24 protein-coding genes and 1 pseudogene are annotated in these 25,135 nt (G+C 33.9%); 17 read left to right on the top strand and 8 right to left on the bottom strand.

The annotated features are described in order from the left end of the window. Window positions 1-73 precede the first annotated feature (73 nt). The 3 genes from AC6CH4_RS15280 (at window position 74) to AC6CH4_RS15270 (ending at window position 2,949) form a co-directional block, all read left to right on the top strand. Window positions 74-997, top strand: coding sequence for a helix-turn-helix domain-containing protein (locus AC6CH4_RS15280; RefSeq protein ID WP_498104387.1), 924 nt, complete (start codon window positions 74-76; stop codon window positions 995-997). A 169-nt stretch (window positions 998-1,166) separates the two neighbouring features. Further along, window positions 1,167-1,895: an SDR family oxidoreductase gene (locus AC6CH4_RS15275; protein ID WP_498104385.1), complete on the top strand. Its 729-nt coding sequence runs from the start codon at window positions 1,167-1,169 to the stop codon at window positions 1,893-1,895. Window positions 1,896-2,184: 289 nt separating this feature from the next. Next, window positions 2,185-2,949, top strand: coding sequence for an SDR family NAD(P)-dependent oxidoreductase (locus AC6CH4_RS15270; protein WP_498104383.1), 765 nt, complete (start codon window positions 2,185-2,187; stop codon window positions 2,947-2,949). A 197-nt stretch (window positions 2,950-3,146) separates the two neighbouring features. Here AC6CH4_RS15270 and AC6CH4_RS15265 read toward each other — a convergent pair whose 3' ends face one another. The 3 genes from AC6CH4_RS15265 to AC6CH4_RS15255 form a co-directional block, all read right to left on the bottom strand. Continuing rightward, window positions 3,147-3,620, bottom strand: coding sequence for a hypothetical protein (locus AC6CH4_RS15265; protein WP_498104381.1), 474 nt, complete (start codon window positions 3,618-3,620; stop codon window positions 3,147-3,149). Between the two features lie 349 nt (window positions 3,621-3,969). After that, window positions 3,970-4,668, bottom strand: coding sequence for a LytR/AlgR family response regulator transcription factor (locus AC6CH4_RS15260; protein ID WP_498104379.1), 699 nt, complete (start codon window positions 4,666-4,668; stop codon window positions 3,970-3,972). Further along, complete coding sequence (locus tag AC6CH4_RS15255; protein WP_498104377.1) at window positions 4,668-5,705, bottom strand: sensor histidine kinase; 1,038 nt, start codon at window positions 5,703-5,705, stop codon at window positions 4,668-4,670. Before AC6CH4_RS15255 ends, AC6CH4_RS15260 begins: the two co-directional genes overlap by 1 nt. Window positions 5,706-5,868: 163 nt before the next feature. Here AC6CH4_RS15255 and AC6CH4_RS15250 point away from each other — a divergent pair, with 163 nt between their 5' ends. Genes AC6CH4_RS15250 through AC6CH4_RS15240 form a run of 3 tightly spaced genes read left to right on the top strand, consistent with a single transcriptional unit; the run spans window position 5,869 to window position 11,626 of the window. After that, window positions 5,869-7,254, top strand: coding sequence for a TolC family protein (locus AC6CH4_RS15250; protein WP_498104375.1), 1,386 nt, complete (start codon window positions 5,869-5,871; stop codon window positions 7,252-7,254). Window positions 7,255-7,266: 12 nt separating this feature from the next. Further along, window positions 7,267-10,551 (top strand): efflux RND transporter permease subunit, encoded by a 3,285-nt coding sequence (locus AC6CH4_RS15245; protein WP_498104373.1) that lies wholly within the window; start codon window positions 7,267-7,269, stop codon window positions 10,549-10,551. Further along, window positions 10,541-11,626: an efflux RND transporter periplasmic adaptor subunit gene (locus AC6CH4_RS15240; RefSeq protein ID WP_498104371.1), complete on the top strand. Its 1,086-nt coding sequence runs from the start codon at window positions 10,541-10,543 to the stop codon at window positions 11,624-11,626. The genes AC6CH4_RS15245 and AC6CH4_RS15240 overlap by 11 nt, the downstream gene beginning before the upstream one ends. Before the next feature lie 489 nt (window positions 11,627-12,115). On the opposite strand, the gene AC6CH4_RS15235 is transcribed toward AC6CH4_RS15240, so the two are convergent. Next, window positions 12,116-13,030, bottom strand: a complete 915-nt coding sequence (locus AC6CH4_RS15235) for a sugar phosphate isomerase family (RefSeq protein ID WP_498104369.1) — start codon at window positions 13,028-13,030, stop codon at window positions 12,116-12,118. Between the two features lie 735 nt (window positions 13,031-13,765). On the opposite strand from AC6CH4_RS15235, the gene AC6CH4_RS15230 reads away from it, so the two are divergent. The 3 genes from AC6CH4_RS15230 (at window position 13,766) to AC6CH4_RS15220 (ending at window position 17,220) form a co-directional block, all read left to right on the top strand. Further along, complete coding sequence (locus tag AC6CH4_RS15230; protein WP_498104367.1) at window positions 13,766-15,709, top strand: AAA family ATPase; 1,944 nt, start codon at window positions 13,766-13,768, stop codon at window positions 15,707-15,709. Beyond that, window positions 15,706-16,707 carry a hypothetical protein gene (locus tag AC6CH4_RS15225; protein ID WP_498104365.1) on the top strand — a complete coding sequence of 334 codons (1,002 nt, stop codon included), beginning with the start codon at window positions 15,706-15,708 and terminating at the stop codon, window positions 16,705-16,707. The genes AC6CH4_RS15230 and AC6CH4_RS15225 overlap by 4 nt, the downstream gene beginning before the upstream one ends. Before the next feature lie 63 nt (window positions 16,708-16,770). Beyond that, complete coding sequence (locus tag AC6CH4_RS15220; protein ID WP_498104363.1) at window positions 16,771-17,220, top strand: GIY-YIG nuclease family protein; 450 nt, start codon at window positions 16,771-16,773, stop codon at window positions 17,218-17,220. Window positions 17,221-17,340: 120 nt separating this feature from the next. Here the strand turns inward: AC6CH4_RS15220 and AC6CH4_RS15215 are convergent, their stop codons facing one another. After that, window positions 17,341-17,574, bottom strand: a complete 234-nt coding sequence (locus tag AC6CH4_RS15215; protein ID WP_498104361.1) for a hypothetical protein — start codon at window positions 17,572-17,574, stop codon at window positions 17,341-17,343. A gap of 592 nt (window positions 17,575-18,166) precedes the next feature. Here AC6CH4_RS15215 and AC6CH4_RS15210 point away from each other — a divergent pair. Both AC6CH4_RS15210 and AC6CH4_RS15205 read left to right on the top strand, forming a co-directional pair. Beyond that, window positions 18,167-18,418, top strand: a complete 252-nt coding sequence (locus tag AC6CH4_RS15210; RefSeq protein WP_498104359.1) for a hypothetical protein — start codon at window positions 18,167-18,169, stop codon at window positions 18,416-18,418. A gap of 48 nt (window positions 18,419-18,466) precedes the next feature. Next, window positions 18,467-18,829, top strand: a complete 363-nt coding sequence (locus AC6CH4_RS15205; protein ID WP_498104357.1) for a hypothetical protein — start codon at window positions 18,467-18,469, stop codon at window positions 18,827-18,829. A gap of 191 nt (window positions 18,830-19,020) precedes the next feature. Here AC6CH4_RS15205 and AC6CH4_RS15200 read toward each other — a convergent pair. Then, window positions 19,021-19,111: pseudogene (locus tag AC6CH4_RS15200) on the bottom strand (protease); the annotation flags it as partial. Between the two features lie 420 nt (window positions 19,112-19,531). On the opposite strand from AC6CH4_RS15200, the gene AC6CH4_RS15195 reads away from it, so the two are divergent. Next, window positions 19,532-20,272, top strand: a complete 741-nt coding sequence (locus tag AC6CH4_RS15195) for a hypothetical protein (protein ID WP_498104355.1) — start codon at window positions 19,532-19,534, stop codon at window positions 20,270-20,272. Window positions 20,273-20,352: 80 nt separating this feature from the next. On the opposite strand, the gene AC6CH4_RS15190 is transcribed toward AC6CH4_RS15195, so the two are convergent. Next, window positions 20,353-20,901, bottom strand: a complete 549-nt coding sequence (locus tag AC6CH4_RS15190) for a type 1 glutamine amidotransferase domain-containing protein (RefSeq protein WP_192188094.1) — start codon at window positions 20,899-20,901, stop codon at window positions 20,353-20,355. Window positions 20,902-21,280: 379 nt separating this feature from the next. Between AC6CH4_RS15190 and AC6CH4_RS15185 the strand changes: the two genes are divergently transcribed. Next, window positions 21,281-22,093 carry a hypothetical protein gene (locus AC6CH4_RS15185; protein WP_498104353.1) on the top strand — a complete coding sequence of 271 codons (813 nt, stop codon included), beginning with the start codon at window positions 21,281-21,283 and terminating at the stop codon, window positions 22,091-22,093. 160 nt (window positions 22,094-22,253) lie between these two features. Then, a complete protein-coding gene (locus tag AC6CH4_RS15180) occupies window positions 22,254-22,709 on the top strand; it encodes an SRPBCC domain-containing protein (RefSeq protein ID WP_498104351.1) in 456 nt (151 codons plus the stop codon). 153 nt (window positions 22,710-22,862) lie between these two features. Here AC6CH4_RS15180 and AC6CH4_RS15175 read toward each other — a convergent pair whose 3' ends face one another. Next, a complete protein-coding gene (locus AC6CH4_RS15175; protein ID WP_498104349.1) occupies window positions 22,863-23,105 on the bottom strand; it encodes a hypothetical protein in 243 nt (80 codons plus the stop codon). A gap of 239 nt (window positions 23,106-23,344) precedes the next feature. Here AC6CH4_RS15175 and AC6CH4_RS15170 point away from each other — a divergent pair, with 239 nt between their 5' ends. From AC6CH4_RS15170 to AC6CH4_RS15160, 3 genes are all read left to right on the top strand, one after another. After that, a complete protein-coding gene (locus AC6CH4_RS15170; protein ID WP_498104347.1) occupies window positions 23,345-24,139 on the top strand; it encodes a helix-turn-helix domain-containing protein in 795 nt (264 codons plus the stop codon). A gap of 86 nt (window positions 24,140-24,225) precedes the next feature. Next, window positions 24,226-24,657: a DoxX family membrane protein gene (locus AC6CH4_RS15165; RefSeq protein WP_498104345.1), complete on the top strand. Its 432-nt coding sequence runs from the start codon at window positions 24,226-24,228 to the stop codon at window positions 24,655-24,657. 12 nt (window positions 24,658-24,669) lie between these two features. Then, entirely contained in the window at window positions 24,670-25,014 is a 345-nt protein-coding gene (locus AC6CH4_RS15160; RefSeq protein ID WP_498104343.1) for a cupin domain-containing protein, read from the top strand. Window positions 25,015-25,135: the final 121 nt, after the last annotated feature.

Raw genomic sequence — 25,135 nt, 5'->3', positions numbered from 1 at the left:
CTGAAACAAGAAAAACTTGAAACCTGAAACTAAAATCTATTTTTCGTATATTTGAATTTTACAATTCACACCTATGAAATCCCTAGATTCATTTTACCAGGATATTACCAAAGGCACCTCTATTGAACCAAGCTCCTTATTGCCCAACGACATCAAAAAAGAAATTGGTCATTTTAATGTATTTGACATCAAAGAACTTCTGGAGAGAATGCAGGGTAAATCGGCTATGCCTTATGACAGAAGAGCTTATTACAAAATAAGTTTGATAAGAGGCAAAAACACATCTGAATACGCTGATAAAATAATCGAAATCGAAAAGCAGGGGCTTTTATTTGCAACACCGAAAATTCCATATAATTACATACCGCAAGACACCAATCAGGCCGGACAATTTTGTGTTTTTACAAGTGAGTTTTTATCCAAAAGTAAAAGCGGAATTGATTTGGACGATCTTCCCATTTTTGCTTCAGACGGTTATCCTGTTTTTCAGCTTACCGATGAAGAAGTTGTCGAAGTTGAATTGATTTTCAACAAAATACAAAAAGAAATCAACTCCGATTATATTTATAAATACGATTTAATCCGCAATTATGTGGCGGAGTTAATTCACTTTGGACAAAAATTACAACCTATTACGGCTCTTTATTCCAAACATAATTCGGCGGCAAGAGTTTCTTCTTTATTTGCTGAATTGTTGGAAAGGCAATTCCCGATTGAATCGCCGCATCAGCGATTAGAACTAAGAACAGCGAAAGATTTTGCCGAAAGATTATCTGTCCACGTGAACCATTTAAATAAAGTTTTAAAAGAAAATACCGGAAAAACCACAACCGAATTAATCAGTAACCGATTAACCAACGAAGCCAAAATCCTTTTAAAACAAACGGACTGGAACATTTCTGAAATCGCTTTTTCACTAGGTTTTGAAGAATTAGCGCATTTTTCCAATTTCTTTAAAAAACAAACATCGTTCACGCCTTTAGCATTTAGAAGTTGATTTTTGTTTCAGGTTTCAAGTTTCAGGTTTTCCGATTTGGAATTTGGAATTTAAAAATTGGAATTTAAAATTGTTTAATTTGAATTTCGCAAACTTCCATTTGATATTTACAATTCCCCAACACTGCTTTGCTCCTACCTTTGTCTTATCAATTTAAAAGATCAAAAAGATGAATTTAGCAAACAACAAAATTTTAATAACAGGCGGTGCAAGCGGCATTGGACTTGGCCTGACTGAACGTTTTATCGAAGAGAATAATACCGTAATTATCTGCGGAAGAAGAGAAGCTGTCTTAAATGAAGTGAAAGCAAAATTCCCAACTGTAATTACAAAAGTATGTGACTTATCGGATGAAAAAGAGCGCATCGCACTTTACGAATGGATTGCAGAAAATCATCCTGATTTAAATGTATTAATCAACAATGCCGGAATCCAAAAATGGGTTTCTGTTACCGATGCTGATTTCTACGAAAGCATGAAAACGGAGCTTGATACGAATATTGAAGCACCTGTACACTTAACTTCTTTATTTATTCAATTAAAATCCCTTACAACGGTAATGAATGTTACTTCCGGATTGGCTTTTTCTCCTTTTGCAAAAGTTCCGGTTTATTCGGCTACAAAAGCTTTCTTTCGTTCGTTTACGCTTTCACTTCGTCATATTTTAAAATCAAAAAATATTGAAGTTATTGAAATTATTCCCCCAGCATTAAACACCGATTTGGGTGGAGTTGGTTTACACAATGCACATCCAAGCGTAGCTGACTTTATAGTTTCCATTTTTGAACAATTAAAAGAAGGTAAAAACGAATTAACTTTTGGTACGAGCGAAACAAGAGTAAACGCAAGTGTCCCGGAATTAAAAGCTTCATTTGAGGCATTACACGGCAGCTTATAATTTAAACACATAGAAACATAGATAATTGGAACGCTTAAAAAAAAAGGCATTTCATTTAACTAAAAAACACATAGAAGCTATGTGTGAGAAACTAGTTTCTTTCGACACCCTTTTACAAGCCAAAGAAACACTATGTTTCTATGTGTTTAAATTTTCTCTCGCAGATTCAGCAGATTTGGCAGATTTTTTAATCATGTGATCCTTTAATCTGTGGCAAATATCTCAATAATCAACAATCTATATTCTATATTCTATATTCTAAAATCAACAATCTAAAATCTAAAATAAAATGGCAGTAAATACAAAAATCGCCTTAGTAACAGGCGGCAGCAGGGGTTTAGGAAAAAACATGGCAATCGCAATTGCTAAAAAAGGAATTGACGTCATCATAACCTACAACAGCAAAAAAGAAGAAGCTGATTTGGTTGTAAAAGAAATCGAAAACTTAGGTCAGAAGGCGGCTTCGCTTCAATTAAATGTAGCTGATTCAGGTACTTTTGATTCTTTCTTCGGGAATGTTTCAGCTACTTTAAAAAACACTTTTAAAACCGATAAATTCGACTTTCTGGTAAACAATGCCGGAATCGGAATTCATAATTCATTCATCGGAACGACGGAAGCCGAATTTGATCAATTGACTAATATTCAGTTTAAAGGTCCGTTTTTCCTGACTCAAAAAGCGCTAAACGTAATGAATGACGGTGGCGGAATCGTAAATATCTCAACAGGATTAGCGAGATTCTCTTTCCCGGGTTATGCAGCTTATGCTTCAATGAAAGGTGCAATTGAAACGTTGACTAAATATCAGGCGAAAGAGTTAGGCGAAAGAAAAATCAGGGCAAATGTTGTGGCTCCTGGCGCGATCGAAACCGATTTTGGCGGAGGCGTTGTTCGTGACAACGAGCAAGTGAATCAACAAATTGCATCAGGAACTGCTTTAGGAAGAGTTGGTTTACCAGACGATATTGGAGGTGTTGTTGCGTTTTTATGTTCTGAAGAGGCACGTTGGGTAAATGCGCAGCGAATTGAGGTTTCGGGCGGAATGATGTTGTAATTTATCTTTAAGTATTCTCAAAGTATGTCATTGCGAGGAACGAAGCAACCACACTACACAAGCTCTTGTTAACTCAGCAAATGAGATTGCTTCGTTCCTCGCAATGACAAACAGCACTAAAAACAAAACCCGATAGACTTTAAAACTCTATCGGGTTTGTCGTTTCACATATATTTGAATTAGTAAGCAAGCGTATTTTAGTTTTTCTCTATGATGACATCAAAGCCTCCGGTTTTATCGAAAACTACGTCGTAAAATCTGGAGTCCTTTTCTACTATAACTTCATAGGTTGTTTTACTTTTATAATCTACTACAACTGCAATTTCACGAATGGCTTTTGCCGGATAATTTTTCTTTAAATAAGTCTGTGCCTTCAGCGGCAATTGACTTAACGGAATCTGTAATTCGTAAGCTTTTAAAACTCCTAAATTGTCATAAACAGCCAAGGCTTCTACATTTGTATCTGTTTTAAATTTCGCTTCGTATCGCACTTCATCATTATCATCTCCCACATATTCCATTGCCCAAACGGGTACTTTATTTGGATATTCCTTCTGAAATGTAAATAAAACTTTCTCTGGCGGTGTCACTTTTTCCTTCATATTAACTCCTTCCTGCGCTATTAAAAAGCCACTGAATAAAAAGAAAACAGCTACAAGTACGTTTTTCATGATTTCAATTTTTAAAATAATCAACCAAATCAACGTATTAAAATTACTACTTTTTTTATAACAAAAACTAGATTTTAAAGATATTTTTTACAATTCATGTTATTTTTAAAAAGTATAAATACTCTTTTGGCAAATTTCAAAAAATTGATTTTACCTAAATCAAAAAAGCCTGCGAAGAAATTAATCTTCTACAGGCTCTTCCTTAAATAACTGAATTAGTAAGCAGTCTTTTTTGAATTGTGAATTATGAATTATGAGTTATGAATTGTAAAAGTTGCGCGTCTAAATCTGCCATCTTTCCTCGTGCTTCTTGCATCTGACATCTTGCCTCTGATATTTCCGCAATTCATTATTTTTTAAGTCGGTCAGAGAGTTCTCTTTTATAGGTAATCCCAATTGGGAGTTTTTCATTTTTAATGGTAACAAAGTCTTTTTCCGTCGCATCAATTTTATCCAAAGCCACGATATACGATTTATGAATACGCATAAAACTCTTTTCAGGAAGGCATTTCTCTAATTCGCTTGTCGTGATTGAGGCCAGATACGTTCTTTTGATCGTGTGCAGTTTCACATAATTCCCAAAACTCTGAGCGAATAAAAGTTGGTCTAATTCAATATCCATAAAATAACCATCAACTTTTACGCTAACAGAATTTACAATTGCTTCTTCTTCTTTTATTGCTGCATTTTCTGTTGAAAAAAAACGATCAACCGCTTTCAAAAACCTCGGAAAATAAATCGGTTTCAGTAAATAGTCAATCACGCCATAATCATAACTTTCCAAAGCAAATTCAGAATAAGCTGTCGTTAAAATAGTTTTAGGATGTGTTGGAATAATCTTTAATAATTCCATTCCTGAGATTTCCGGCATATTGATATCCAGAAACATCAAATCGACTTTATTTTCACGCAGGTAATTCATCGCTTCGATTCCGTTATAACCCTGAAAAACAAGTTCTAATTCCGGGTTTTGTTTGATATAATTCGCCAAAACATAATGTGCCGCCGGCTCATCATCTACAATAATGCATTTTTTGGTTTCTTTCATTACACAAACTTTTTCAGTTGTAATTTCAAGTCTACGATGTAGGTGTTTTTATCGTCCTGAATGTTTAATTTATAGTCTTTCCCATAAAGTAAGTTCAAACGTTCAATGGTATTTTTTAAACCAATTTTAGTCGAAACAACATCTGTTTTTTTATTCGGAATTGAATTCACAACGTGCAAATGCAGTAAACCGTTTTCGACTGTAACAATAATGCGAACAAAACATTTTTCAATGGCGCAGGTTCCGTGTTTAAAGGCATTTTCTATAAAGGCAATCAACAACATTGGCGACACTTTATAAGCGTTTTCATTGTCAATTTTGCAATCGTAAGTTATGTCGCAACGGTATCCTACCCTTTCTTTTTCAAGTTGAACGTAACTGTTTATAAATTCCAGTTCGTCTTCTAAAGATACGCATTGTTTGTTATTACTTTCCAATTGATAACGCATTAGTTGCGATACTTTCATAATCAGATCCGGCGTTCTTTCGGGGAATTCCAAACTGATTCCGTAAAGTGTATTGAAAGTATTGAATAAAAAATGCGGATTCAATTGTCCTTTTAAGGCATTCAACTGCATTTGGTTGAACAACAACGTTTCGTCAGTTTGTTTTCTGTGGATTCTGTAGAATTTAAAAACAATAATCGGACTCAAAATACAAACCAAAGTTCCTAAAACACTCGCCAGTTGGTACACATAACTTCTTTGATGTGAGTTTTGATACAAGCGGCAATTGCTGAACATATCGAGCATTGTGATCTCGTACAAAATGACGGAAAACACGAACACTCCAAAAAGCGTTAGAAAAACATAAGTTAAAGGACGTCGGGTTTTGAATAATATCGGAAGAAGAAAAAAGCGATTGAACTGGGCGTGCATGTATAAGATGAAGTAGAAAAATATGCCCATTAAGACTGATGTCATGGAGCTAAATAACATCCAGTCGTTTTTCAGTGTATATATGGTAAAGGAAAACGCGACGACGGCAATTTCCTGCCACCATTTGTTATCCAAGATGTTATCAAACTTTTTATTCATTTTAATTTTTAAATAGTTTACAAATTAACCACAAATATTTAATTATTATTCCCAATAAATGACAAATTCAATTGGTCATTTTTAATCGCATTACATCATTTAAGAAGGCTTATATCCGCGTAAGAGAAATAATTTTGGGACATAATTTCACACTTTGAGTTTTATGTATTTCAAAAAAATTACTTTATTATTTTTCTTGATTTTTGCCTCAATTGGTTATTCACAAACCTTGTCTTTAAAAGAAGCTATAAAAACAGGTCTTGAAAACTACGGTTCTATCCGGGCAAAAAGCAATTATACCAATGCCTCGCGCGAGACTCTAAAACAATCCAAACGTGATTACTTACCGAATCTGAACTTATCAGCGCAACAGGATTACGGAACGATCAACGGGCAAAATGGTGCTCTTTACGGATTAAATGGTTTGGCTGCTGCTTCTTCAGGTCCTGCTTTACCCAATCAAAACTGGAACTCTGCTTTTGGTGCCCTTTATTTAGTCAATATGAACTGGGACTTTTTCACTTTCGGAAAAGCAAAGGAAAAAATCAATTTGGCTAAAGTCGACGTTCAGGCCAAGGAAAAAGATTTGCAACAGGAAATGTTTCAACAGGAAATCAAAATTTCTGCTGCTTATTTGAATTTACTGGCAAGCCAAAGATTACTGATTTCGCAGCAAAAGAATTTAAGCCGTGCAGAAGTTTTCAAAAAGACAGCTGTTGCACGTGTTAAAAACGGATTACTGGCGGGAGTAGATTCTACATTGGCTACAGCCGAAGTTTCAAAAGCTAAAATTGCTTTGAACCTGGCTCGTAATTTCGTTAAGGAACAAAACAATAAATTGGTAGATTTAATGGGCGTTGCGCCACAGGATTTCAAAACAGATACCTTGTTTGTAAACCAGATTCCGAAAGCCATTTTAACAGCCGAAAAAACAACTGACAGCCTTCATCCGTTACTTCAATATTATAAAACAAGAATTGATTACAGTTATCAGCAAACGAAACTGTACAAACGTTTTTATTATCCAACCATGAGTGCGTTTGGTGTTGTACAAACCCGTGCTTCTGGTTTTGATACGAATTATATTCAGGATCAAACGGCTTTCACCAGAAATTACTGGGATGGCGTAAATCCAGATCGTTCTAATTATTTAGTCGGAATTGGAATTAGCTGGAATTTGACCACACCGTTCCGAATGAGCAGACAGGTAAGCGCTCAGAAATTCGTTTCTCAGGCTTTGAAAGAAGAATACAATCAGGCGGACAGAGAATTAAAATCGCAAATGAGTTTTGCAGAAGATAAAATACAAATCACGCTGGAGAATTTTGCAGAAGCACCGATTCAGGTGAACGCAGCTCAAAAAGCGTATCTGCAAAAATCGACTTTATACAAAAACGGCTTAACCGATTTAACCGATTTGACACAAACAATATATACGTTAAACCGTGCCGAAATTGACCGTGATATCGTCAACAACAATGTGTGGCAATCGTATTTGCTAAAAGTAGCCGCGAGTGGCAATTTCGACTTATTTATAAATGAATTTTAATTATAGATCCTAATGAATTTAATACGTTTTGCACTCCGCAAACCCATCTCCATATTAGTTATGGTGGCTGGTTTATTTTTCTTCGGAATTGGTGCCATCAAGGACATTAAGGTAGATATCCTTCCGAAAATGAATTTGCCGGTAATTTATATCGCGCACCCTTTTGGAGGTTATACACCAGACCAGATGGAGGCTTATTTTGCTAAGACTTATGTCAACATTTTACCCTTTGCAAACGGTGTAAAATCGGTTGAAACCAAGAATATTCAGGGGTTAATGATTATGAAATTAACCTATTATGAAAACACGAATATGGCACAGGCTGCTGCCGAGTTGAGTTCGCTTTCCAACAGAATCCAGGCGGCCTTTCCTCCGGGAACACAGCCTCCGTTCATCATTCGTTTTGATGCTTCTTCTTTGCCAATCGGGCAATTGGTTTTAAGCAGTAAAATCAGATCGAACAATGAGTTACAGGATTTAGCCAACGTCTACGTTCGTGCTTCGTTTACTTCGATTCCGGGATTATTGTCACCGGCACCTTTTGGTGGAAGCCCAAGAACAATTGAGGTTAACGTAGATCCGGATTTGTTGCGTTCGCACAATATGACGCCAGATCAAATTGTGGAGGCGATCCGTATTAACAATCAAACTGCTCCATCCGGAAACGTGAGAATGGGCGATGTGAACTACATTACACCAACGAATAATACGATTAAAGAAGTTAAGGATTTTGAAAACATTCCGTTGTTCAAGGGAAGTGTTCAAAACTTAAAATTAGGCGATGTGGCAACGGTAAAAGATGGTGCCGATATTACACAGGGTTACGCTTTGGTAAACGGAAAACGTTCGGTTTACATCAGTATTGCAAAAGCCGGAGATGCTTCGACCTGGGATGTGGTTCAGAAATTAAAAGCAGAATTGCCTAAAATTCAGAGTACACTTCCGGAAGACGTAAAATTATCCTACGAATTTGACCAGTCGGTTTATGTAATCAACTCGGTTAAAAGTTTAATTACAGAGGGAATTATTGGTGCGGTTTTAACCGGATTAATGGTTTTACTTTTCCTTGGCGACAGACGTGCGGCTTTGATCGTAATCTTAACCATTCCAATTTCGATTATTTCGGGAGTTTTATTCCTGAAATTATTCGGACAAACCATCAACTTAATGTCTTTAAGCGGATTGGCTTTGGCAATTGGAATTTTGGTTGATGAAAGTACCGTAACGATCGAAAATATTCACCAGCATCTCGACATGGGAAAACCCAAGGCACTCGCCATTTGGGATGCCTGTCAGGAAATTGCGTTGCCTAAATTATTGATCTTGCTTTGTATACTAGCGGTATTTGCTCCGGCATTTACGATGGTTGGTATTCCGGGAGCGTTGTTCTTGCCGCTGGCATTGGCAATTGGATTCTCAATGGTAATTTCGTTTTTACTATCACAAACTTTTGTACCTGTAATGGCGAACTGGTTGATGAAAGGTCATGCCAAACATGAACACGAGCCAAATATTACAGATGATGAAGCAGAATTCAATGCTTGCGGATTAACACCGGAATCTGAGAAACAACTGATTACTCAGAAAAAAGATTACGTTGAAAGAACCGATACAGACGGAAACGGAAAAATAGGCGCTTTCGAGCGTTTCAGAATCCGATTCATGCGAACATTAGATCGCTTGTTTCCATTCAAAAAAACAGCTGCATTGGTGTATCTTGTTTCTGCTACCCTTCTTGCTGTTGGCTTTCTTACTTTCATTGGAAAAGATGTTTTCCCAAAAGTAAACTCCAGTCAGTTTCAGTTGAGAATGCGTGCTCCAGACGGAACCCGTTTAGAACGCACCGAAGAAAAAGCGGTAATTGTATTGAAAGAATTGCAAAAAATGGTTGGTAAAGAACATATCGGAATATCCTCTGTATATGTTGGTCAGCACCCATCGCTGTTCTCGATTAACCCGATTTATTTGTTCATGGCCGGTTCACACGAAGCGGTATTCCAAGTGAGTTTGAAAGAATATCACACGGATATGGACGACTTTAAAGACGATTTCAGAGCGCGAATCAAAAAGGTATTACCAGATGTAAAACTGTCGTTTGAGCCAATCGAATTAACGGACAAAGTTTTGAGCCAGGGTTCTCCTACTCCAATTGAAGTTCGTATTGCCGGAAAAGACAAAAAACGAAATGAGTTATACGCCAACAAAATTGTAGAAAAACTACAAAAAATAGCGTATTTCAGAGACGTACAAATTGGTCAGCCTATTCATTATCCAGCGATGAATATTGATATTGACAGAACCCGTGCTGCCGAATTGGGTGTTGATATGAATGATATTTCAAGATCACTTGTGGCTTCGACCTCATCTTCAAGATATACAGAAAAAAATACATGGGTTGACGAAAGAGCCGGATTGTCGTACAACGTTCAGGTTCAGGTTCCGTTAAACCAAATGAAAAGCAAAACCGATATTGGAGAAATTCCGGTATTGAAAAACTCGCTTCGTCCCGTTTTAAGTGACGTTGCTAAAATCACACCCGGCTTTGTAAGCGGTGAAAATGACAATTTAGGGGCAATGCCATACATTACTGTTACAGCAAACATCAACCAGACCGATTTGGGGACGGCGGTTAAAGATGTGAATGCAACACTAAATTCATTGGGAGAATTACCGCGAGGTTTATTCATCACCCCAATCGGTTTGAGTAAAGTATTGGAAGAAACATTAAGTAGTTTACAAGTAGGATTATTGGTTGCCATCTTTGTAATCTTCTTAATGTTAGCCGCTAATTTCCAATCGTTCAAGGTTTCGCTGGTTATTTTAACAACCGTTCCGGCGGTGGTTTTAGGAGCCTTATTAATGCTGACCATTACAGGTTCAACCCTAAACTTACAATCGTATATGGGAATCATCATGTCGGTTGGGGTTTCGATCGCGAATGCCGTTTTATTGGTTACCAATGCTGAGCAATTGCGTAAAATAAACGGAAACGCCTTAGAATCGGCTCGTGAAGCGGCGGCGCTGCGTCTTCGTCCGATTATCATGACTTCGGTGGCGATGATTGCCGGAATGTTGCCAATGGCAATTGGTCACGGCGAAGGTGGCGATCAGGTTTCTCCGTTAGGAAGAGCGGTTATTGGCGGATTATTATTCTCGACCTTTGCCGTATTGCTAATCCTGCCACTTATCTTTGCGTGGGCGCAAGAAAAAACAACGACACAATCGGTTTCTTTAGATCCTGAAGACGAAGAAAGCATCCATTATATCTCATCATTAAACTCGAAAAATGACAAATAAAATACAATTTAGCGCGCTGTTTTTTGCAGCACTATTTTTCCTGAACAGCTGTAATTCTAAAAAAGAAGAAGCGCCTGTTGCAGAATTGGAACCTAAAACAGAAACGTTTCTGTTAGAAAAAGAAAAACTAACAACCGAATTGCGTTTGCCAGCCGAATTAACCGGTTTTCAACAAGTCGATTTGTATGCTAAAGTAAGCAGTTTCGTAAAAATACTTAAAGTTGATATTGGAACTAAAGTAAAAAAAGGACAGCTTTTGATCGTTTTAGAAGCGCCTGAAATCAGTTCCCAACTGGCCGCAGCCGAATCAAGATTGAAATCGATGGAAGCCATTTACGCGACCAGCAAAAGTACCTACAACCGTTTGTACGAAACCAGCAAAGTGGAAGGAACGATTTCTAAAAATGATTTAGAAATGGCCAGCGGAAAGAAAAACTCTGATTACGCACAATATCAGGCAGCAGTTGCAGGACACAAAGAAGTTTCGATTATGAGAGGTTATCTTGAAATCCGTGCTCCGTTTGATGGTGTTGTAGCAGCAAGAAATGTCAATTTAGGAACATTTGTTGGTCCGGCAGGAAAAGGTTCCGATTTGCCTTTATTGACGATTCAACAGCAGGATAAATTGCGTTTGGCGGTTTCTGTTCCGGAATTGTACACGGGATATTTACACACCGGCGACGAAATGAGTTTTAATGTAAAATCATTGCCGGAAACGTTTAAAGCAACCATCACCAGAATGTCTGGCGCTTTAGATTTAAAACTGCGTTCTGAGCGTGTCGAAATGGACGTTCACAATACTAAAAAAGATTTATTACCTGGAATGGTAGCCGAAGTGTTATTACCGCTTAACGCAAAAGACAGCACTTTCGTAATTCCGAAAACAGCTTTGGTAAATGTTGCGGAAGGTACTTTTGTAATTAAAGTAATCGATCACAAAGCCGCAAGAGTCAATGTAAAAAGAGGAAGAGAAATAGAAGATAAAATCGAAATATTTGGCGACTTAAATCGAAAAGACAAACTGGTAAAAATTGCCAGCGAAGAAACTAAAGAAGGCGATATCATAAACGAATAACCTGCGTTTTGCTTTCTGTTTAGTGATTACCAAAAACTGTACGCTTCAATGCGGCATTTTAAAATTTGATTTGGTTTTAAAATGTAAATTAAAATTTTGCCTAAGAGGGCGGTGCTATTGGTACCGCCCTTTTTTGTGGCGAAGAATTAATCTCGCAAAGGCGCAAAGGCGCAAAGTTTTTTGTTCAAAGCTTGTGTATTAAGCGTGCAAAGTTTCCCCATTTTTGTCATTTCGACGAAGGAGAAATCCTCGCAAGTAGCTCCACAAAGATTGACTAAGTTATTTTGTTTAAAGCTGTCGAAATAATCGCGCAATCCCGATAGCTATCGGGAGCAAAGTCGCAAAGTTTTTTATTGCAAACTCGTGTATTAAGCACGCAAAGTATTCTCATTTTTGTCATTTCGATCCCGAGGCTTCGGGAGAGAAATCCCCGCAAGTAGCTCGACAAAGTTTGGACTTTGGACTTTAGACTTTCGACTTTGGACTCAACTACACCCCCAAACCAGGCAACACAAAAGACCTAGCATTAGCATGCAACCTAATCCACAACCCAGGATTTTTATTCAATTGCTGTAACGCTTCCTCTTTATTTGAACTTATCTCTGTTTTAAGCACATTTGCATACGTTTGAATTTTAGCAGGAGCAGAATCAGCATCTACTACAGATTGCACGATCTTTTTGGCTTGTAATATCGCAGCCGGCCCTAAAGTGAGAATATATTCAGCAGATCGACATTCCTTTTCATCGTTTTCATTAACAAGGCTTCCACCCGCTTTAAACTTGCTAATGTGGTGCTCCAAAATACTACTCGATATTGGAATAATCCCTGCAATATGATGCGATTGCGCTCCAGAGAAAGGCTTAATATAAGCCAAATGTGAAGCTTGGTTTTCTTCCGGACCATGACCAATAAAAAAGATATCCAAACCACCTAATGCTTCCAATTTAGTCAAATATTCCACAAGCGCAGACTCTAAATCTTTTGTATCGGTTCGCATGGGTGTAAAGCTTTTTATCTTTTTGAAAAAGGCCTCACCTAAAATACGCTCAAAATCTCTAACAAAACTTAAATCATTATTCATGCCCAAAGGAGCAAGCGCATCCTGAGTAAATACATTCAACCTGGCCAGTAGCTCATCCTGTTGCGTTGACTTCGCTAAGGCTCCCAACAAACGGTGTAACTCCTGAGCACCTCTCCCACCCAGAAGCGCAATATTAATATCACCTTCTTTTGATTTCGCAGTACTATAAAGTTCATTTAACATCGCCTGACCAACCTGAGTTTCACTGTCAAGAATAACAGGCGTTATGCCATAATCAGTAAAATCAAATTCTTGTTTGCTATTTTGAGACAACCATACCGTATTGTTGTCTTCATATCTTGTAAATTGTGAGTTAGTCATTTTATTATAATTGGTTATTTATTCTGATCATTACATCATGTAACGGCAAATATAAAACATAACTACAATATCTTTTGTTCCTCCCGAACAACTGCCAAAAATTCCATAAGTATAATCTACACGTACAGTTTGTCATTCCGAGGAATGAGGAATCCCCGCAAGTAGCTCGACAAAGATTGATATTCTACCTAAACCCAATTGTCACCCTGAGCGAAGTCGAAGGCTTATGAAACCAAAACTCAAATATTAACAAAGACGTAAAAAATTTGGAATTTGGAATTTTAAAAGATTGGAATTTTAATAAGGAGCTATTTCCCGCTGTTCCTTCCAATCTTTTGTGGTGAACCCCACCACAAAAGGATTTTCCCTCCCATCGGGGCTAGGGCACTCATTTTCAAAAGAAATAATCAGGTATAATTACTTGCTTGTTTAGAGTGCTACAGTGATATTTTTGATAGAAGATTTATATTAAGCAGGTATAATATTAATTGATTTAGATTACGTTCACGAGCGAGACGCTCGCGCCAGCAGGGAAAACAATAAAAAAGCTTTTCCCTTTCTATCAGAGTTAGAAAATTAGTATTTATAAAGAATAAACAGGTAAAAGTACGTGGTCAGTTTATTATATTTATTATTAAACTTGTTTCGATTGAATTTTACAACAATATGGTTTTCCACAAAAGCAATTAATTAAAATCTTTAAATTTAACAGCATTAATTAGTAGAATTAAAATTATGGAATTAAAATTTGTTTGGATAGAAGAATATAAAAACATAAAGAATACAGGTTTTAACTTCGATCATAGTACTGAAGAAGAAATTCAATTTATAAATAATGAATTTAAAATTTTTCCTTCAATTAAGACTCCTAAAAACTTTTTTAAAGAAAATATTTCTGGAGTAACAGTTATTGTTGGTAAAAATGGTTCAGGCAAAACAAATTTAACCGAGTTCATAAATTACAACTTAGCTCATGCAACAAATGGCAGTCTAGAAACACATCGTAAAAGTAAAGGAATAATTATCCTAGATCAATGGATATTTGTACAAAATGAAATTATAATCAATAATGAAGATTTTATTACACAATCAGGCTATAAAATATTAAGATATGAATATGCCCCTTTAGATGAAGGTCAAATGGGAATAAGATGGCATGAAATGGAACGAAATAAATATATTTATTACAATCCAACTTTTGATCATAGAGGTATTTCAGTAAAAAATAATTTAATAAACATATCTACCACATTATTACTATACAACGATTTATACAATTCTAAATTTGTATATCCAATAAACAATGATAACCCGAATATTTCTCCGTTACATGCTTTTAATGACATGGAGAATTCAAGAATCTGCGACTTTATTTTAAATTATCCAATGGTAAACAATTACATCGAATTTTTACCAAAAAACATTACAATCTCGATTTTAAATAATAATTTTCTCGCTAAAAGACATTTTTACGGAGATGATTTAAATGATACCAAGAAGAAGATAATAAATACACATCAATATCAATTAGATGATTTAGAATCTCAATTGATAGAATATGACTTTGAAAAATATTTCACAAAACAAGCTGAAAATTCAACTGTTAAATATTATGAGCTTCCAATTGAGGAGCAAAAAAAATTTTTTTTCAGATTATTTTTTATAAATATATTCCAATCACTTTTAAATAATGACATTTTATTTCCTGAAAATTATTTTGGTGATTTTGTACATAACGAAAAGCTATCAGATCAAATGGATGACTTACTAATACAAGAGAAACTTCTAGATTTAAAAGAATATATAATACAAATTATAAATAATGCAAACTGGAATAACTTTGAACTACCATTACCAGATACTTATGATTCAAAAAAAGCAAATATTTATGAATATTTAGGATACTTAAAAATTCCACTACAAGAAAATAAAATTCTCTTAAATAAGTCAATTGCTTTAATGGATGAATTATTAAGTAAAAGAAGAATTTTTACTTATGAACCTTCGAGCGAATTTAGTTCGGGACAAAAGCATTTATTAACTTTATATTCGAGATTTTTTTGGGCAAGTAAAGAAATTAAAAACTCTGAAAATAGTACACATGGCATTAATAGAGAATCAATAACTATTTTTATTGACGAAGGAGAGGTCGCTCTTCATCCAGAATGGCAAAGAGTTTTTTTTGATAAAATAATAAACTTTTTAAGTAATTTATTTATTGACAAAAAAGTTCAATTAATTTTAGCTACACATAGCCCATTTGTACTATCAGATATTCCTAAAAGCAATGTATTATTTCTAGATAAAGATAAAAATGGAAATACCAAAATTTCCAATATAGAAAGAGAACAAACATTCGCTTCTAATATTCATGAATTATTAGTGGATAGTTTTTTCTTAAACGAAGGGTTTATGGGAGATTTTGCAAAAAATAAAATTCTTGATTTGATTAAATATCTGACATTTGATGAGCAAACTATAGAAAATGGATTAAACATTAAACCTCTGCAAAAATGGTCTAAAAACGAAGCATTAAGCGTTATAAATATTATTGGTGAATCAGTTATTAAAGACCGTCTTTTAGATTTATTTGATAAAAAATTTACGATCAAAACAAAAGAATCGATTTTAGCAAAAATGAAAGAATTAGAAAAAGAATTAAAAAAATTCGAACAATGAGAAAAATTTTAATTGATAAAGTATTAGAAAATAGAGTCGAGATATTTTATGACAATTTATTCAAAAAGAGACAAGCTAATTTCATTCAGCCAAAACAAGCTTTGAAAAACTTATATGATAAATTAGGAAAAATAAAACACAAAAAGCATAGAGAGTATCTTGATAAGATTATCAATGAATACCCTTCCATTATTAAAGCAGAACCTTCAGTAATTAAAAATTTAATATCTGAATTTAATAAAATTGACACTGGTCTAATTCTTAATCAATATGTTCCAGACAAAAAAGTAAAATTTCACGAAGCTATTGTAAAAGCGATGAGATACGAAGATTTAAGGGACTCAGAATTTCATTCATATATTAAAGCTTCGGAAATTAAATCATGTATCTATTGTAACGCTCAATTAACAGTTGTGATTAACTTTTCTTATTACGACAAAAAAGAAAAAAAAAGAAAATCTAAAAATATGGCTAAATTGGAGTTAGATCACTATTATTCAAAATCTAAATATCCTTTTTTAAGTACTTCTTTTTACAATTTATATCCTGTTTGCGGAAATTGCAACAGAGCTAAAAGTGATAATAAAATAGATTTTGAATTGTATTCAAATGACATAAAAGAGATCGATAAATTTAAATTTTCAATCGATGAAAAATCAATTTTAGATTATTGGCTGTCATTAGACAGTAGTAGTTTAAAAGTTCATTTTGAAAGTTCAAATGGAGATTCTGATTTTTTAAATGAATATAACAAGATGTTTGGTATTCAAGGTATATACGACACTCAAGTTGATATAGCAGAAGAACTTGTTCATAAAGCAAAAATCTATACTGACGCTTATAAAAAAAATTTAGTAGACACCTTTAAACGTTTATTTCCTGATAAATTAATATTAGATAGATTAATCGTTGGAAATTATGCTGATCAGTCAGAAATTCACAAAAGACCAATGGCAAAATATTCACAAGATATTGCTAAACAATTAAAATTGATTTAATCAAATATAATAACGCAACGATAGATCGAATTGGCTATCATGACATCATAAGAAAGCTATAGAATGAATACAGACGAATATTTAGAACAATTGAGCGATGAATTATTATCAAAAAATAACTTTAAAGAAGTTATTATGACAAGAGATTGGGCAACAAAAATCCCTAGCGTTGCTGGGGTTTATGTCTTTAAAGATTCAGACAAAATAGTTTATGTTGGAGAAACAGGAAACTTAAGAGGTAGAATGAAAGATTTACTTGATAGCCGTCAACATACAATAAGAAGAACAATTGGTGAAAGATTCTATTGTGATATTCCTGGCTTTGCAAAAGCAACAACAAAATTGAAATTTCCTGAGAATATAGAAATTCTAGTTAATAATCATATTTGCAGGAAACTTTCTCTTGCATATTTAGAGGTAAAACTCGGTAGAAAAGAACTTGAAGAATTTATACATTCTATAATTGATATTAACGTTAGATTAAATAAACGAGGAAAGCGAAAAGCAAACTAAAAATAATTCCCCTGCTAGCGCGAGCGTCCCGCTCGTGAACGCAAACAAAATCCAAAACAAAAAAAAACTCGATTTTAAAAAATCGAGGTTTTTTATTTTATTTAAATTTTAAAGAAACTTCTATTCCTTATCCAAATAAGGATTTAAGATTTCGGCTAATTCATTCAGCCAATAATAGCCGTTTTCTAAATTGGCAATTTCGTTTTGAAGTGTTTCATGTTCTCTCATAACGCCTAAAGCGAGTATATAATTTACTTGTCTTAGTGTCTTAGCCATTGTTTCTGGCTCTATTGTTTTGTTGAAAAAATTCATCAGCCTGGTTTCGGCTTCTTTTGAAAGGGTGTTTGTATTCATAATGTCGTAAGTTAGGAATAAAAAAGCCCCTGTATCTTAGTGTTCCTAACGCTTACGACAGCGCTTACGGTCGTTTCCGATACCGTACACATAATACAAGGGCAAATTTCTTTTAGCCTTAAAGTCGTAATAATAGGAATACCAAATATAAGAAAAACCAATTAAATTATATTCTTTTTCCTACACAATTTATTTATTTTAATACAATAAATCTTCTTATGAAACCAACTCCCCTAGCCCTGATGGGAGGGAAAATCCTTTTGTGGTGGGGTTCACCACAAAAGATTGGAAGGACAGCAGGAAATAGCTCCTAATTAAAAATGAAATTACAAAAAATCTAATCAAAGTTTACTGAAAAAGTGTTTTCTTTGATTGTATGAGCGAGTGAAACACTAGCTGACGTTAAATAAAATCCAGCACAATGAAATATTTGAAAATTATAATACTATTCTGTTTTTTAACTTCTTCTAAAATTTGTTTTGCAGAAACCAAAACTGATACCATTACGAACTGGCAGATTTATAACGGTTCTGAATTATTGTTTCGTAGCAATCAATTTGATTGTTATAAACCAACTGGCGTTATAAAGAAAATGGATGAATTTAAAGATTTGAGAATTATTTTTTTTCGCGATACTAAATCCTATGAAAAACAAAAAATACAATTCTTTAATGGGAAAAATTTAATCTCAGAATATAACTTTGAAAATAACGAAGAATTAATAATACCAAAAAGTGACATTCAAAAATTGTTTTCAAAAACCGAAATAGATTTAACAATTAAATATTTTGACGAAAAGGAGCTAAAAGGAATTTTGTTAGGGTTTTTAATGTTAGAAAATTAAGTAACGTTAACTAGTGCATACAGAGATGACAACAATCTAATTTAAAACATGAAGAAAATAAATCAAATCATTCTAATTGCAATTGTCATAATTGTTTGCGGTTTTGGACTACGCGGAAAAATATCCGGTGAAAAGTTCGATTCTGAAAAATGGAAAACTGCTGATTTAGAATTAGAAGATAATTGGTCATTACGCTGGGATATGATGAATAGTTTGCGAAACAATAATAACTTAATTGGAATGTCTAAAAGTGAAATCATTACTTTGTTAGGAGCACCAGATGGAAGTTTAACAACAGGAAGTACTTTTAAATATTATCTAGGCTACACTCATACGGGAATAAATACGGGCTCACTGGTTTTAACGTTCGATAATGGAATTGTCTCTGAAATAAGCGTGTGGCAAGGGTAATTTAGATCCTAAAGATAATATACAAAGATGACCAGATCTAAAATTTGTAATATTTTGTACGATAAATAAAGTCTTATATATTGAATTAATGATTGATTATTAATTAAACTGGCAATTACAAAAAAAAATGCAAGACCAAAATTGATCTTGCATTTTTTGCAACTTGATACATCTAATTAAAAAACATCTTTTTACACTGTCTGACGCTCATGTTTTCCTTCTTTAATTTCTTCCACCATTTTTTTATTAAAAGCGGGCAATATCATTCTGGTTTCGGCTGGTCCCGCGCGAGCGTTTCGCTCGTGAACGCAAAAGAATGGCTACATTCTAACTTGAAAATTAAAATTTGGAATCCTTACAAAAGTTTTTTATGTAAATAAAAACTTATTTTGATATTTTTTAGGCTTTTTTACCAGATTCTTCTTTCTACTTTCATCTAATTTAAGGATAAATAATTATAAGAATTTAACCAATTAAAACCTTTAAAAGATGAAGAAAAAAATTAAAAAATTATCAGTTTACTATTGACCTTACTGTCGTTTTCTTGCTGGCGAAGTGGAATCTTAGAGAATTAATATTAGAGTTTTTAATCACTAATTTGAATTATTCAGCAGGTTTAAATTCAGGTGTTTCTGTAATCACAGGTACATGTTCAGGCATTCCTTCTTCAACTGCTGTATATTGTAAATAAATTATTTTCGCATGAATAATAAATTTGTAAATATTAATATTGATGATCTTTCTCACAACTTTTCGGAGATAAGTGATTGTATAAAGAAATATTATCCAATAGGACTAACAAGTGAAGATGAAAATTACTTTTCTTATTCAGGAATAGTTAAATTAAATGAAATAATTAAAAAAAATAGTACAGTAGATTATTATGAAAAAGAATGGAATATTGGTTTTTTGGAAAAATTAAAATCAAATTTTTCTGACGTATATGGAACAACAGCGGGATTAGTTCCTAATTTTTCGGGAGTTGTTAGATTAAAAAATACTTTAGAGAGTAAAACAGAATTACATTTTTATAAAAGCTTGATAGGGAATTATTTTACTATTGAAGTTTTAGAAAACATCCATAGTAAGGAAATTTCACATCCACTTTTTGGCAAACGAAAGATTTGGGCTATTGAAAATATAATTGTTTCACCTGTTGGAGATTATGAAGAAGTTTTTCTTAAAGTATATCAATCAATTGTTGATAAATATAAAGGAGTGAAATTCCTTCCTTATATTTTTGATTTATACAAAGTAAACGATTTATACGTTCCCTACAACTCAAATAATAAAGAGGTAACTATTGCTGGAGCATTTTTTCAAAAATTTTCTTCTTATGATGAATCAATTACAATAATAGGGGATATCAATTACCATATTAATCGATTAAAAAAAGATGGCGACAATGGAAACAGCGATAACTATTTAATTATTAATAATTAAACTTACAATTACAAAAAAAATGCAAGACCAAAATTGATCTTGCATTTTTTGTAACTTAATAAATCTAAATAGGAAATCTTTTACACTGTCTGACGCTCGTGTTTTCCTTCTTTAATTTCTTCCACCATTTTTTTATTAAAAGCGGGCAAATCATTCGGGTTTCGGCTGGTTACCAATCCATTGTCCACGACTACTTCTGAGTCTTCCCATTGTGCTCCGGCATTTTTTAAATCGTTTTTAATAGAGAAGAACGAAGTTACTTTTCGACCTTCTAAAACATCAGCATCTACCAGAATTTGAGGCCCATGACAAATAGCCGCTACTGGTTTTTTACTTTTAAAAAAGGAACGTACAAAATTTACTGCAGCCTCTTCTCTTCTCAATAAATCAGGGTTTATAACTCCTCCCGGAAGAACCAAAGCATCGTAATCGGCTTCATTTGCCTGATCTAATACTACATCAACATTATATTCCTTGCTCCAATTGCCGTCTTTCCAGGCTTTGATAGTTCCTGATTTCAAACTGATGATATCTGCATTCCAGCCTTGCTCTTCGAGATAGGCTTTAGGCGATGATAATTCTGATTCTTCAAAACCGTTTGTTGCTAATATGGCTATATTCTTTTTCATAATTTTAAGTTTTAAAACGTTATTAATTTGATTTACCTAAAATTAGTTATTTCAGACAGCCAGCGAAAACAGATCCTGTTAAACCTTTCTTTAATAAAAGTTAATTAACTGAAATTCAAATTTTTATGAAAAATTAAATTGAAATTATATAAGATTGACATCCATCTAGTTTACTATTTTATAGCATGAAAGCTAAGAAAAAATATTCTTATAAAAAGCTGCAAATGCCTCTGAGTGTTGTCTCCTAATAATGAGATTGAATGTAGATATAATAAAAAATAGGCAGGCAATAAAATTATATGTAATTTTAAATAAACACTTTAGCCATTTTACGCAACCTTTTGTAAAAAAATTCATCTATGTAAATAAAACAGCTGTTATGAAAAAAATAACATTACTGATCCTGATTGGATTTATGATTAATGCCTGCAGTTCTGATGACAATAAGAACAATAGCTCCGAATATCGTGAGTACATTACCAAAAATTCTAATGTCTCAGCTATTAATTTTATGCCGGAGGAAGTTTATCCTGTTATCAACGCCTCACAACCGCCTGTTTTAAAATTAAAATTAATTACCGAAGATCAATTTCCCTGCATCAATTATGGTTTAAGCACTACTCAGTTTGCAAAAGGAAACGAACTAGTCGTAAGATTCGACAAAATAACAGAATCCGGTGGCTGTTTTACTGCAATTGGGCCAGCAATCTCCTACATCGACTTACCAGAAAACACAGACAAAATTACGTTTATAAACGGAGACAAAATTGATCAGTATTCCATAGACATCAATGCCCAAAAAATATCTATTACACTCATTGAAAAGCACTTCACAACCTCATTATACAACAAAACTTTTAGAATTCCGACGAATTCATTTGCCTACCTGTGCGGAACAAATAAAAATAATACGCAAATTTATACTGATTTTTATGCGTTAATAAAGCAAAACCCGGATTTTACAGAATTTACGTTCGAGGGCGAAGGAAGAATTCCTTATCCTGAAACAACGAGTGGAAATTGGGTCAATCATACTACGCGATTTTTTAAATATAAGGATGCTCAGGAATTTAACAAACTGGCAACTATTTTAAACAATTATTCTGCTACAAATATTGAAAAAAATTCTGGTGTTACTATTTCCATTTACAGCTGGAACAATATCAAATTCCGTAGTTGGATGGAAAATTAAAGATACCGGCTGGCAGATCTGTAAAACGTCAGCGTAAAATTGATTACCAGCTTTTCTTATCCGGCAATTGCAGTTTTTTTTATTATCTTAGAATACATTATTTAAAAGTCTCCACTGATCTAATCTGTGGGACATTAGCCAGCAATTTAGAACTTCGATTATGAAACAGGAAACTTCAAATACCAGAATTATAAAAGCCGATTTATCGAAAGTTTTTAATGCTTTGTCAAATCCTGATGCTATAGTAAAATGGCAAGTTGCCGGAGATATGACTGGAAAAATTCATTTCTTTGACTTTAGGATTGGCGGAGGTTATTCTATGTCACTTTTTTATTCTTCAGACGAAGGTATAGGAAAAACGGAAAGCAACGAAGATAGATTTACTTCAAAGTTTCTGGAAATCGAAAACAATAAAAAAATTGTGCAATGCGTAACATTTGAATCTCAAGATAAAGATTTCGCTGGAGAAATGTTAATGCAAATTGATTTGGAAAAAGTGGAAACAGGTACTGCGGTAACATTTAATTTTAAAAATATTCCTAAAGGAATTAATCCTAAAGATAATGAAGAAGGGACAAAATCGTCACTCGAAAAACTTGCAAAACTTTTAGAGTAATACGTTGCACAAAACATATTTAGGGTAACACTTTTATCAGGCAAAAAACAGATTACATTCACAACAATCGTCAAACAAGCATTTGACAAAGGAGTGCAACTTCTGATTGGAACGGACTGACTAAACGGTGGTTAGGCGATAATTTCTGAGCAATTACTTTTTATCTGAATACGGATTCACAGTTTCTGAAATTTTGAAATTTTCAACTCGTTTGGAATATAAATTATTACCAAAAATAATGGCTCCCATAACAAATGGAACAAAATGAGAAATTTGCCAAAAAAGATCCATTCCTGTTTTTAATCCTTCATCAAGAGTCTCGAATATACCAAGACCAATAAAGAATAAGCAAAGAACAAATAACACAAATTGAATTTTATAATTTATCTTGATCATGGGGTTTTGAGTTTTTGTAAAAATAAGAAATATATGTCAGGATATTTAAAATCTTAAACCAATCTTTGTCGAGTTACGTGTGTGGTCCTTCCTTCGTCAGGATGACAAACTGTAGTTGTAAGCATCTTGATTTGCCAATCTTTGTCGAGCTACTTGCGAGGATTTCTCCTTCGTCGAAATGACAAGATTGTGGTTACTGTATGAAATAATTCTTATTTTTGATAAAGAATTATTCCAATATGGTTTCAATAAAAACATTTGATCAGGCGACAGATTTAGAAAAACCAAGACGTGTTTTAAAATACGTTTTAGTTTTTTGTACTTCGGGTGCAACGACTATTTCTGTAGATGAAAATGAATTTCTATTGACTGAAAAAGCTGTAGTTACAATTACTTCCGGGCAAATTCATTATTTCAAAAACATCCAAAATGCAACCGGATTTGTTTTGGAATTTACCTACGCTTTCTTTTGCAAAGATGATAATGACATGGAATTGATTTTCCACAATGGTTTGTTTTGCCATTTTGCAATGAACGAAATGATTACGGTGGATCATCCTGAAATTATTGTTAGGGAATTAGAGGAAATCAGCAAAGAAGTAATCGAAACGCCGTATCAGTATTTAATTTCCATTCACAGCCGAATCGAATTGATTTTGATCGAAATCAACCGTACCAAAATTAATCGCGGCGACGAAATCTACAAACCCGATGCACTTTTTCTTCATTTTCTGGAAACCACTTTACAGAATTTCGAAAAGAATTTATCGGTAAACGAAATCGCAACTTTAATTGGTACTACCGAATCTAAACTCAACGAGCTTTCGAAACTCCACACCAACAAAACAGCTCAAAATGTTATCTTCGGATTGGTTATTTCTGAAGCCAAAAGACTTTTTACTTATGAAAAGCTTTCGGTGAAAGAAGTCGCTTATGCCCTGGGTTTTAATGATCCTTTTTATTTTTCCAATTTCTTCAAAAAACACACGGAGATTTCTCCTAAATCATTCAAAGAAAAAGCTGTTAATTCATAATTACATGCTTTTTCCAAGATTCTCTATTCTTTAGCAAGCGTACTTGCAACATCTTTGTATCTCAATAATTACTAACAAATTAGTATATGAAAAGATATCAGGATTATGCGGCTTTTCTTTTGCGGATTGCATTAGCAGCAGGATTTATGTCCGCCGTTTCGAGTCGTTTAGGATTTTGGGGAAGTTATTCTTCGGGCTGGGAAAGTTTTCTGGCTTACGCCGAAAAAGTAAATTCTTTCGCTCCAAAAAATTGTATTACAACCATCGCCATTACCGCCACTATTGCCGAATCGGTTTTGGCTTTACTCCTACTCATTGGCTATCAAACCCGATTGGCTTCGATTGGCGCCGTAATTCTGACTTTGCTGTTTGCGCTTGCCATGACGTATTCTTTTGGTGTAAAAGATCCGCTTGATTATTCTGTATTTGTATTTGCTATGGGCGCTTTTCTTTTGGCGACTATGGATAACTATAAATGGAGTTTAGATGAAATTAGTATGAAAAATAAAAACAATTAAAATTAAATTACAATGGAAAAACAAATCACAAAAAGCAGTGAAATAGACTGGAAACCTCTTATTGAAGAAGGTATAAACACGGATGGTATTTTTTCAAAAGTATTATCTTTTGATACAATTGCAAACAGACCCAATGCCTTTTTATTAAAATTTGAAGCCGGCGCTTCGTATCCGAATCACATTCACCCCGCCGGAGAAGAAATTTACGTAGTTGAAGGCGAAGTCCGCTCTGGAAAAGACGAATTAAAAAAAGGCGATTATATGTACATGCCACCCGGAAGTACGCACTCGGTGTTTTCGAAAAATGGATGTGTATTGTTGTTTAAAGTCCCGGAGGAAGTGGTGATTTTGAAGTAAAAAAAATTTCCACCATATAAGTCATATAAGATAATTTAAGCTTTGGGTTGAGTTTAAAATTTTAGAAATATAAGCTTTGTTGTTTTTCTTTACTATCGCAAAGAAAAAACTATAGAAACAA

Source organism: Flavobacterium sp. GQ95, from assembly GCF_059758655.1.
The sequence above is the reverse complement of the archived record's forward strand: the minus strand, read 5'-3'. Positions and strand labels throughout refer to the sequence as shown.

Bases quoted from the DNA above. Each gene is read 5' to 3' on its own strand.
- AC6CH4_RS15280 (WP_498104387.1), top strand. From the start codon at position 74: ATGAAATCCCTAGATTCATTTTACCAGGATATTACCAAAGGCACCTCT.
- AC6CH4_RS15275 (WP_498104385.1), top strand. From the start codon at position 1,167: ATGAATTTAGCAAACAACAAAATTTTAATAACAGGCGGTGCAAGCGGC.
- AC6CH4_RS15270 (WP_498104383.1), top strand. From the start codon at position 2,185: ATGGCAGTAAATACAAAAATCGCCTTAGTAACAGGCGGCAGCAGGGGT.
- AC6CH4_RS15265 (WP_498104381.1), bottom strand. From the start codon at position 3,620: ATGAAAAACGTACTTGTAGCTGTTTTCTTTTTATTCAGTGGCTTTTTA.
- AC6CH4_RS15260 (WP_498104379.1), bottom strand. From the start codon at position 4,668: ATGAAAGAAACCAAAAAATGCATTATTGTAGATGATGAGCCGGCGGCA.
- AC6CH4_RS15255 (WP_498104377.1), bottom strand. From the start codon at position 5,705: ATGAATAAAAAGTTTGATAACATCTTGGATAACAAATGGTGGCAGGAA.
- AC6CH4_RS15250 (WP_498104375.1), top strand. From the start codon at position 5,869: ATGTATTTCAAAAAAATTACTTTATTATTTTTCTTGATTTTTGCCTCA.
- AC6CH4_RS15245 (WP_498104373.1), top strand. From the start codon at position 7,267: ATGAATTTAATACGTTTTGCACTCCGCAAACCCATCTCCATATTAGTT.
- AC6CH4_RS15240 (WP_498104371.1), top strand. From the start codon at position 10,541: ATGACAAATAAAATACAATTTAGCGCGCTGTTTTTTGCAGCACTATTT.
- AC6CH4_RS15235 (WP_498104369.1), bottom strand. From the start codon at position 13,030: ATGACTAACTCACAATTTACAAGATATGAAGACAACAATACGGTATGG.
- AC6CH4_RS15230 (WP_498104367.1), top strand. From the start codon at position 13,766: ATGGAATTAAAATTTGTTTGGATAGAAGAATATAAAAACATAAAGAAT.
- AC6CH4_RS15225 (WP_498104365.1), top strand. From the start codon at position 15,706: ATGAGAAAAATTTTAATTGATAAAGTATTAGAAAATAGAGTCGAGATA.
- AC6CH4_RS15220 (WP_498104363.1), top strand. From the start codon at position 16,771: ATGAATACAGACGAATATTTAGAACAATTGAGCGATGAATTATTATCA.
- AC6CH4_RS15215 (WP_498104361.1), bottom strand. From the start codon at position 17,574: ATGAATACAAACACCCTTTCAAAAGAAGCCGAAACCAGGCTGATGAAT.
- AC6CH4_RS15210 (WP_498104359.1), top strand. From the start codon at position 18,167: ATGGATGAATTTAAAGATTTGAGAATTATTTTTTTTCGCGATACTAAA.
- AC6CH4_RS15205 (WP_498104357.1), top strand. From the start codon at position 18,467: ATGAAGAAAATAAATCAAATCATTCTAATTGCAATTGTCATAATTGTT.
- AC6CH4_RS15195 (WP_498104355.1), top strand. From the start codon at position 19,532: ATGAATAATAAATTTGTAAATATTAATATTGATGATCTTTCTCACAAC.
- AC6CH4_RS15190 (WP_192188094.1), bottom strand. From the start codon at position 20,901: ATGAAAAAGAATATAGCCATATTAGCAACAAACGGTTTTGAAGAATCA.
- AC6CH4_RS15185 (WP_498104353.1), top strand. From the start codon at position 21,281: ATGAAAAAAATAACATTACTGATCCTGATTGGATTTATGATTAATGCC.
- AC6CH4_RS15180 (WP_498104351.1), top strand. From the start codon at position 22,254: ATGAAACAGGAAACTTCAAATACCAGAATTATAAAAGCCGATTTATCG.
- AC6CH4_RS15175 (WP_498104349.1), bottom strand. From the start codon at position 23,105: ATGATCAAGATAAATTATAAAATTCAATTTGTGTTATTTGTTCTTTGC.
- AC6CH4_RS15170 (WP_498104347.1), top strand. From the start codon at position 23,345: ATGGTTTCAATAAAAACATTTGATCAGGCGACAGATTTAGAAAAACCA.
- AC6CH4_RS15165 (WP_498104345.1), top strand. From the start codon at position 24,226: ATGAAAAGATATCAGGATTATGCGGCTTTTCTTTTGCGGATTGCATTA.
- AC6CH4_RS15160 (WP_498104343.1), top strand. From the start codon at position 24,670: ATGGAAAAACAAATCACAAAAAGCAGTGAAATAGACTGGAAACCTCTT.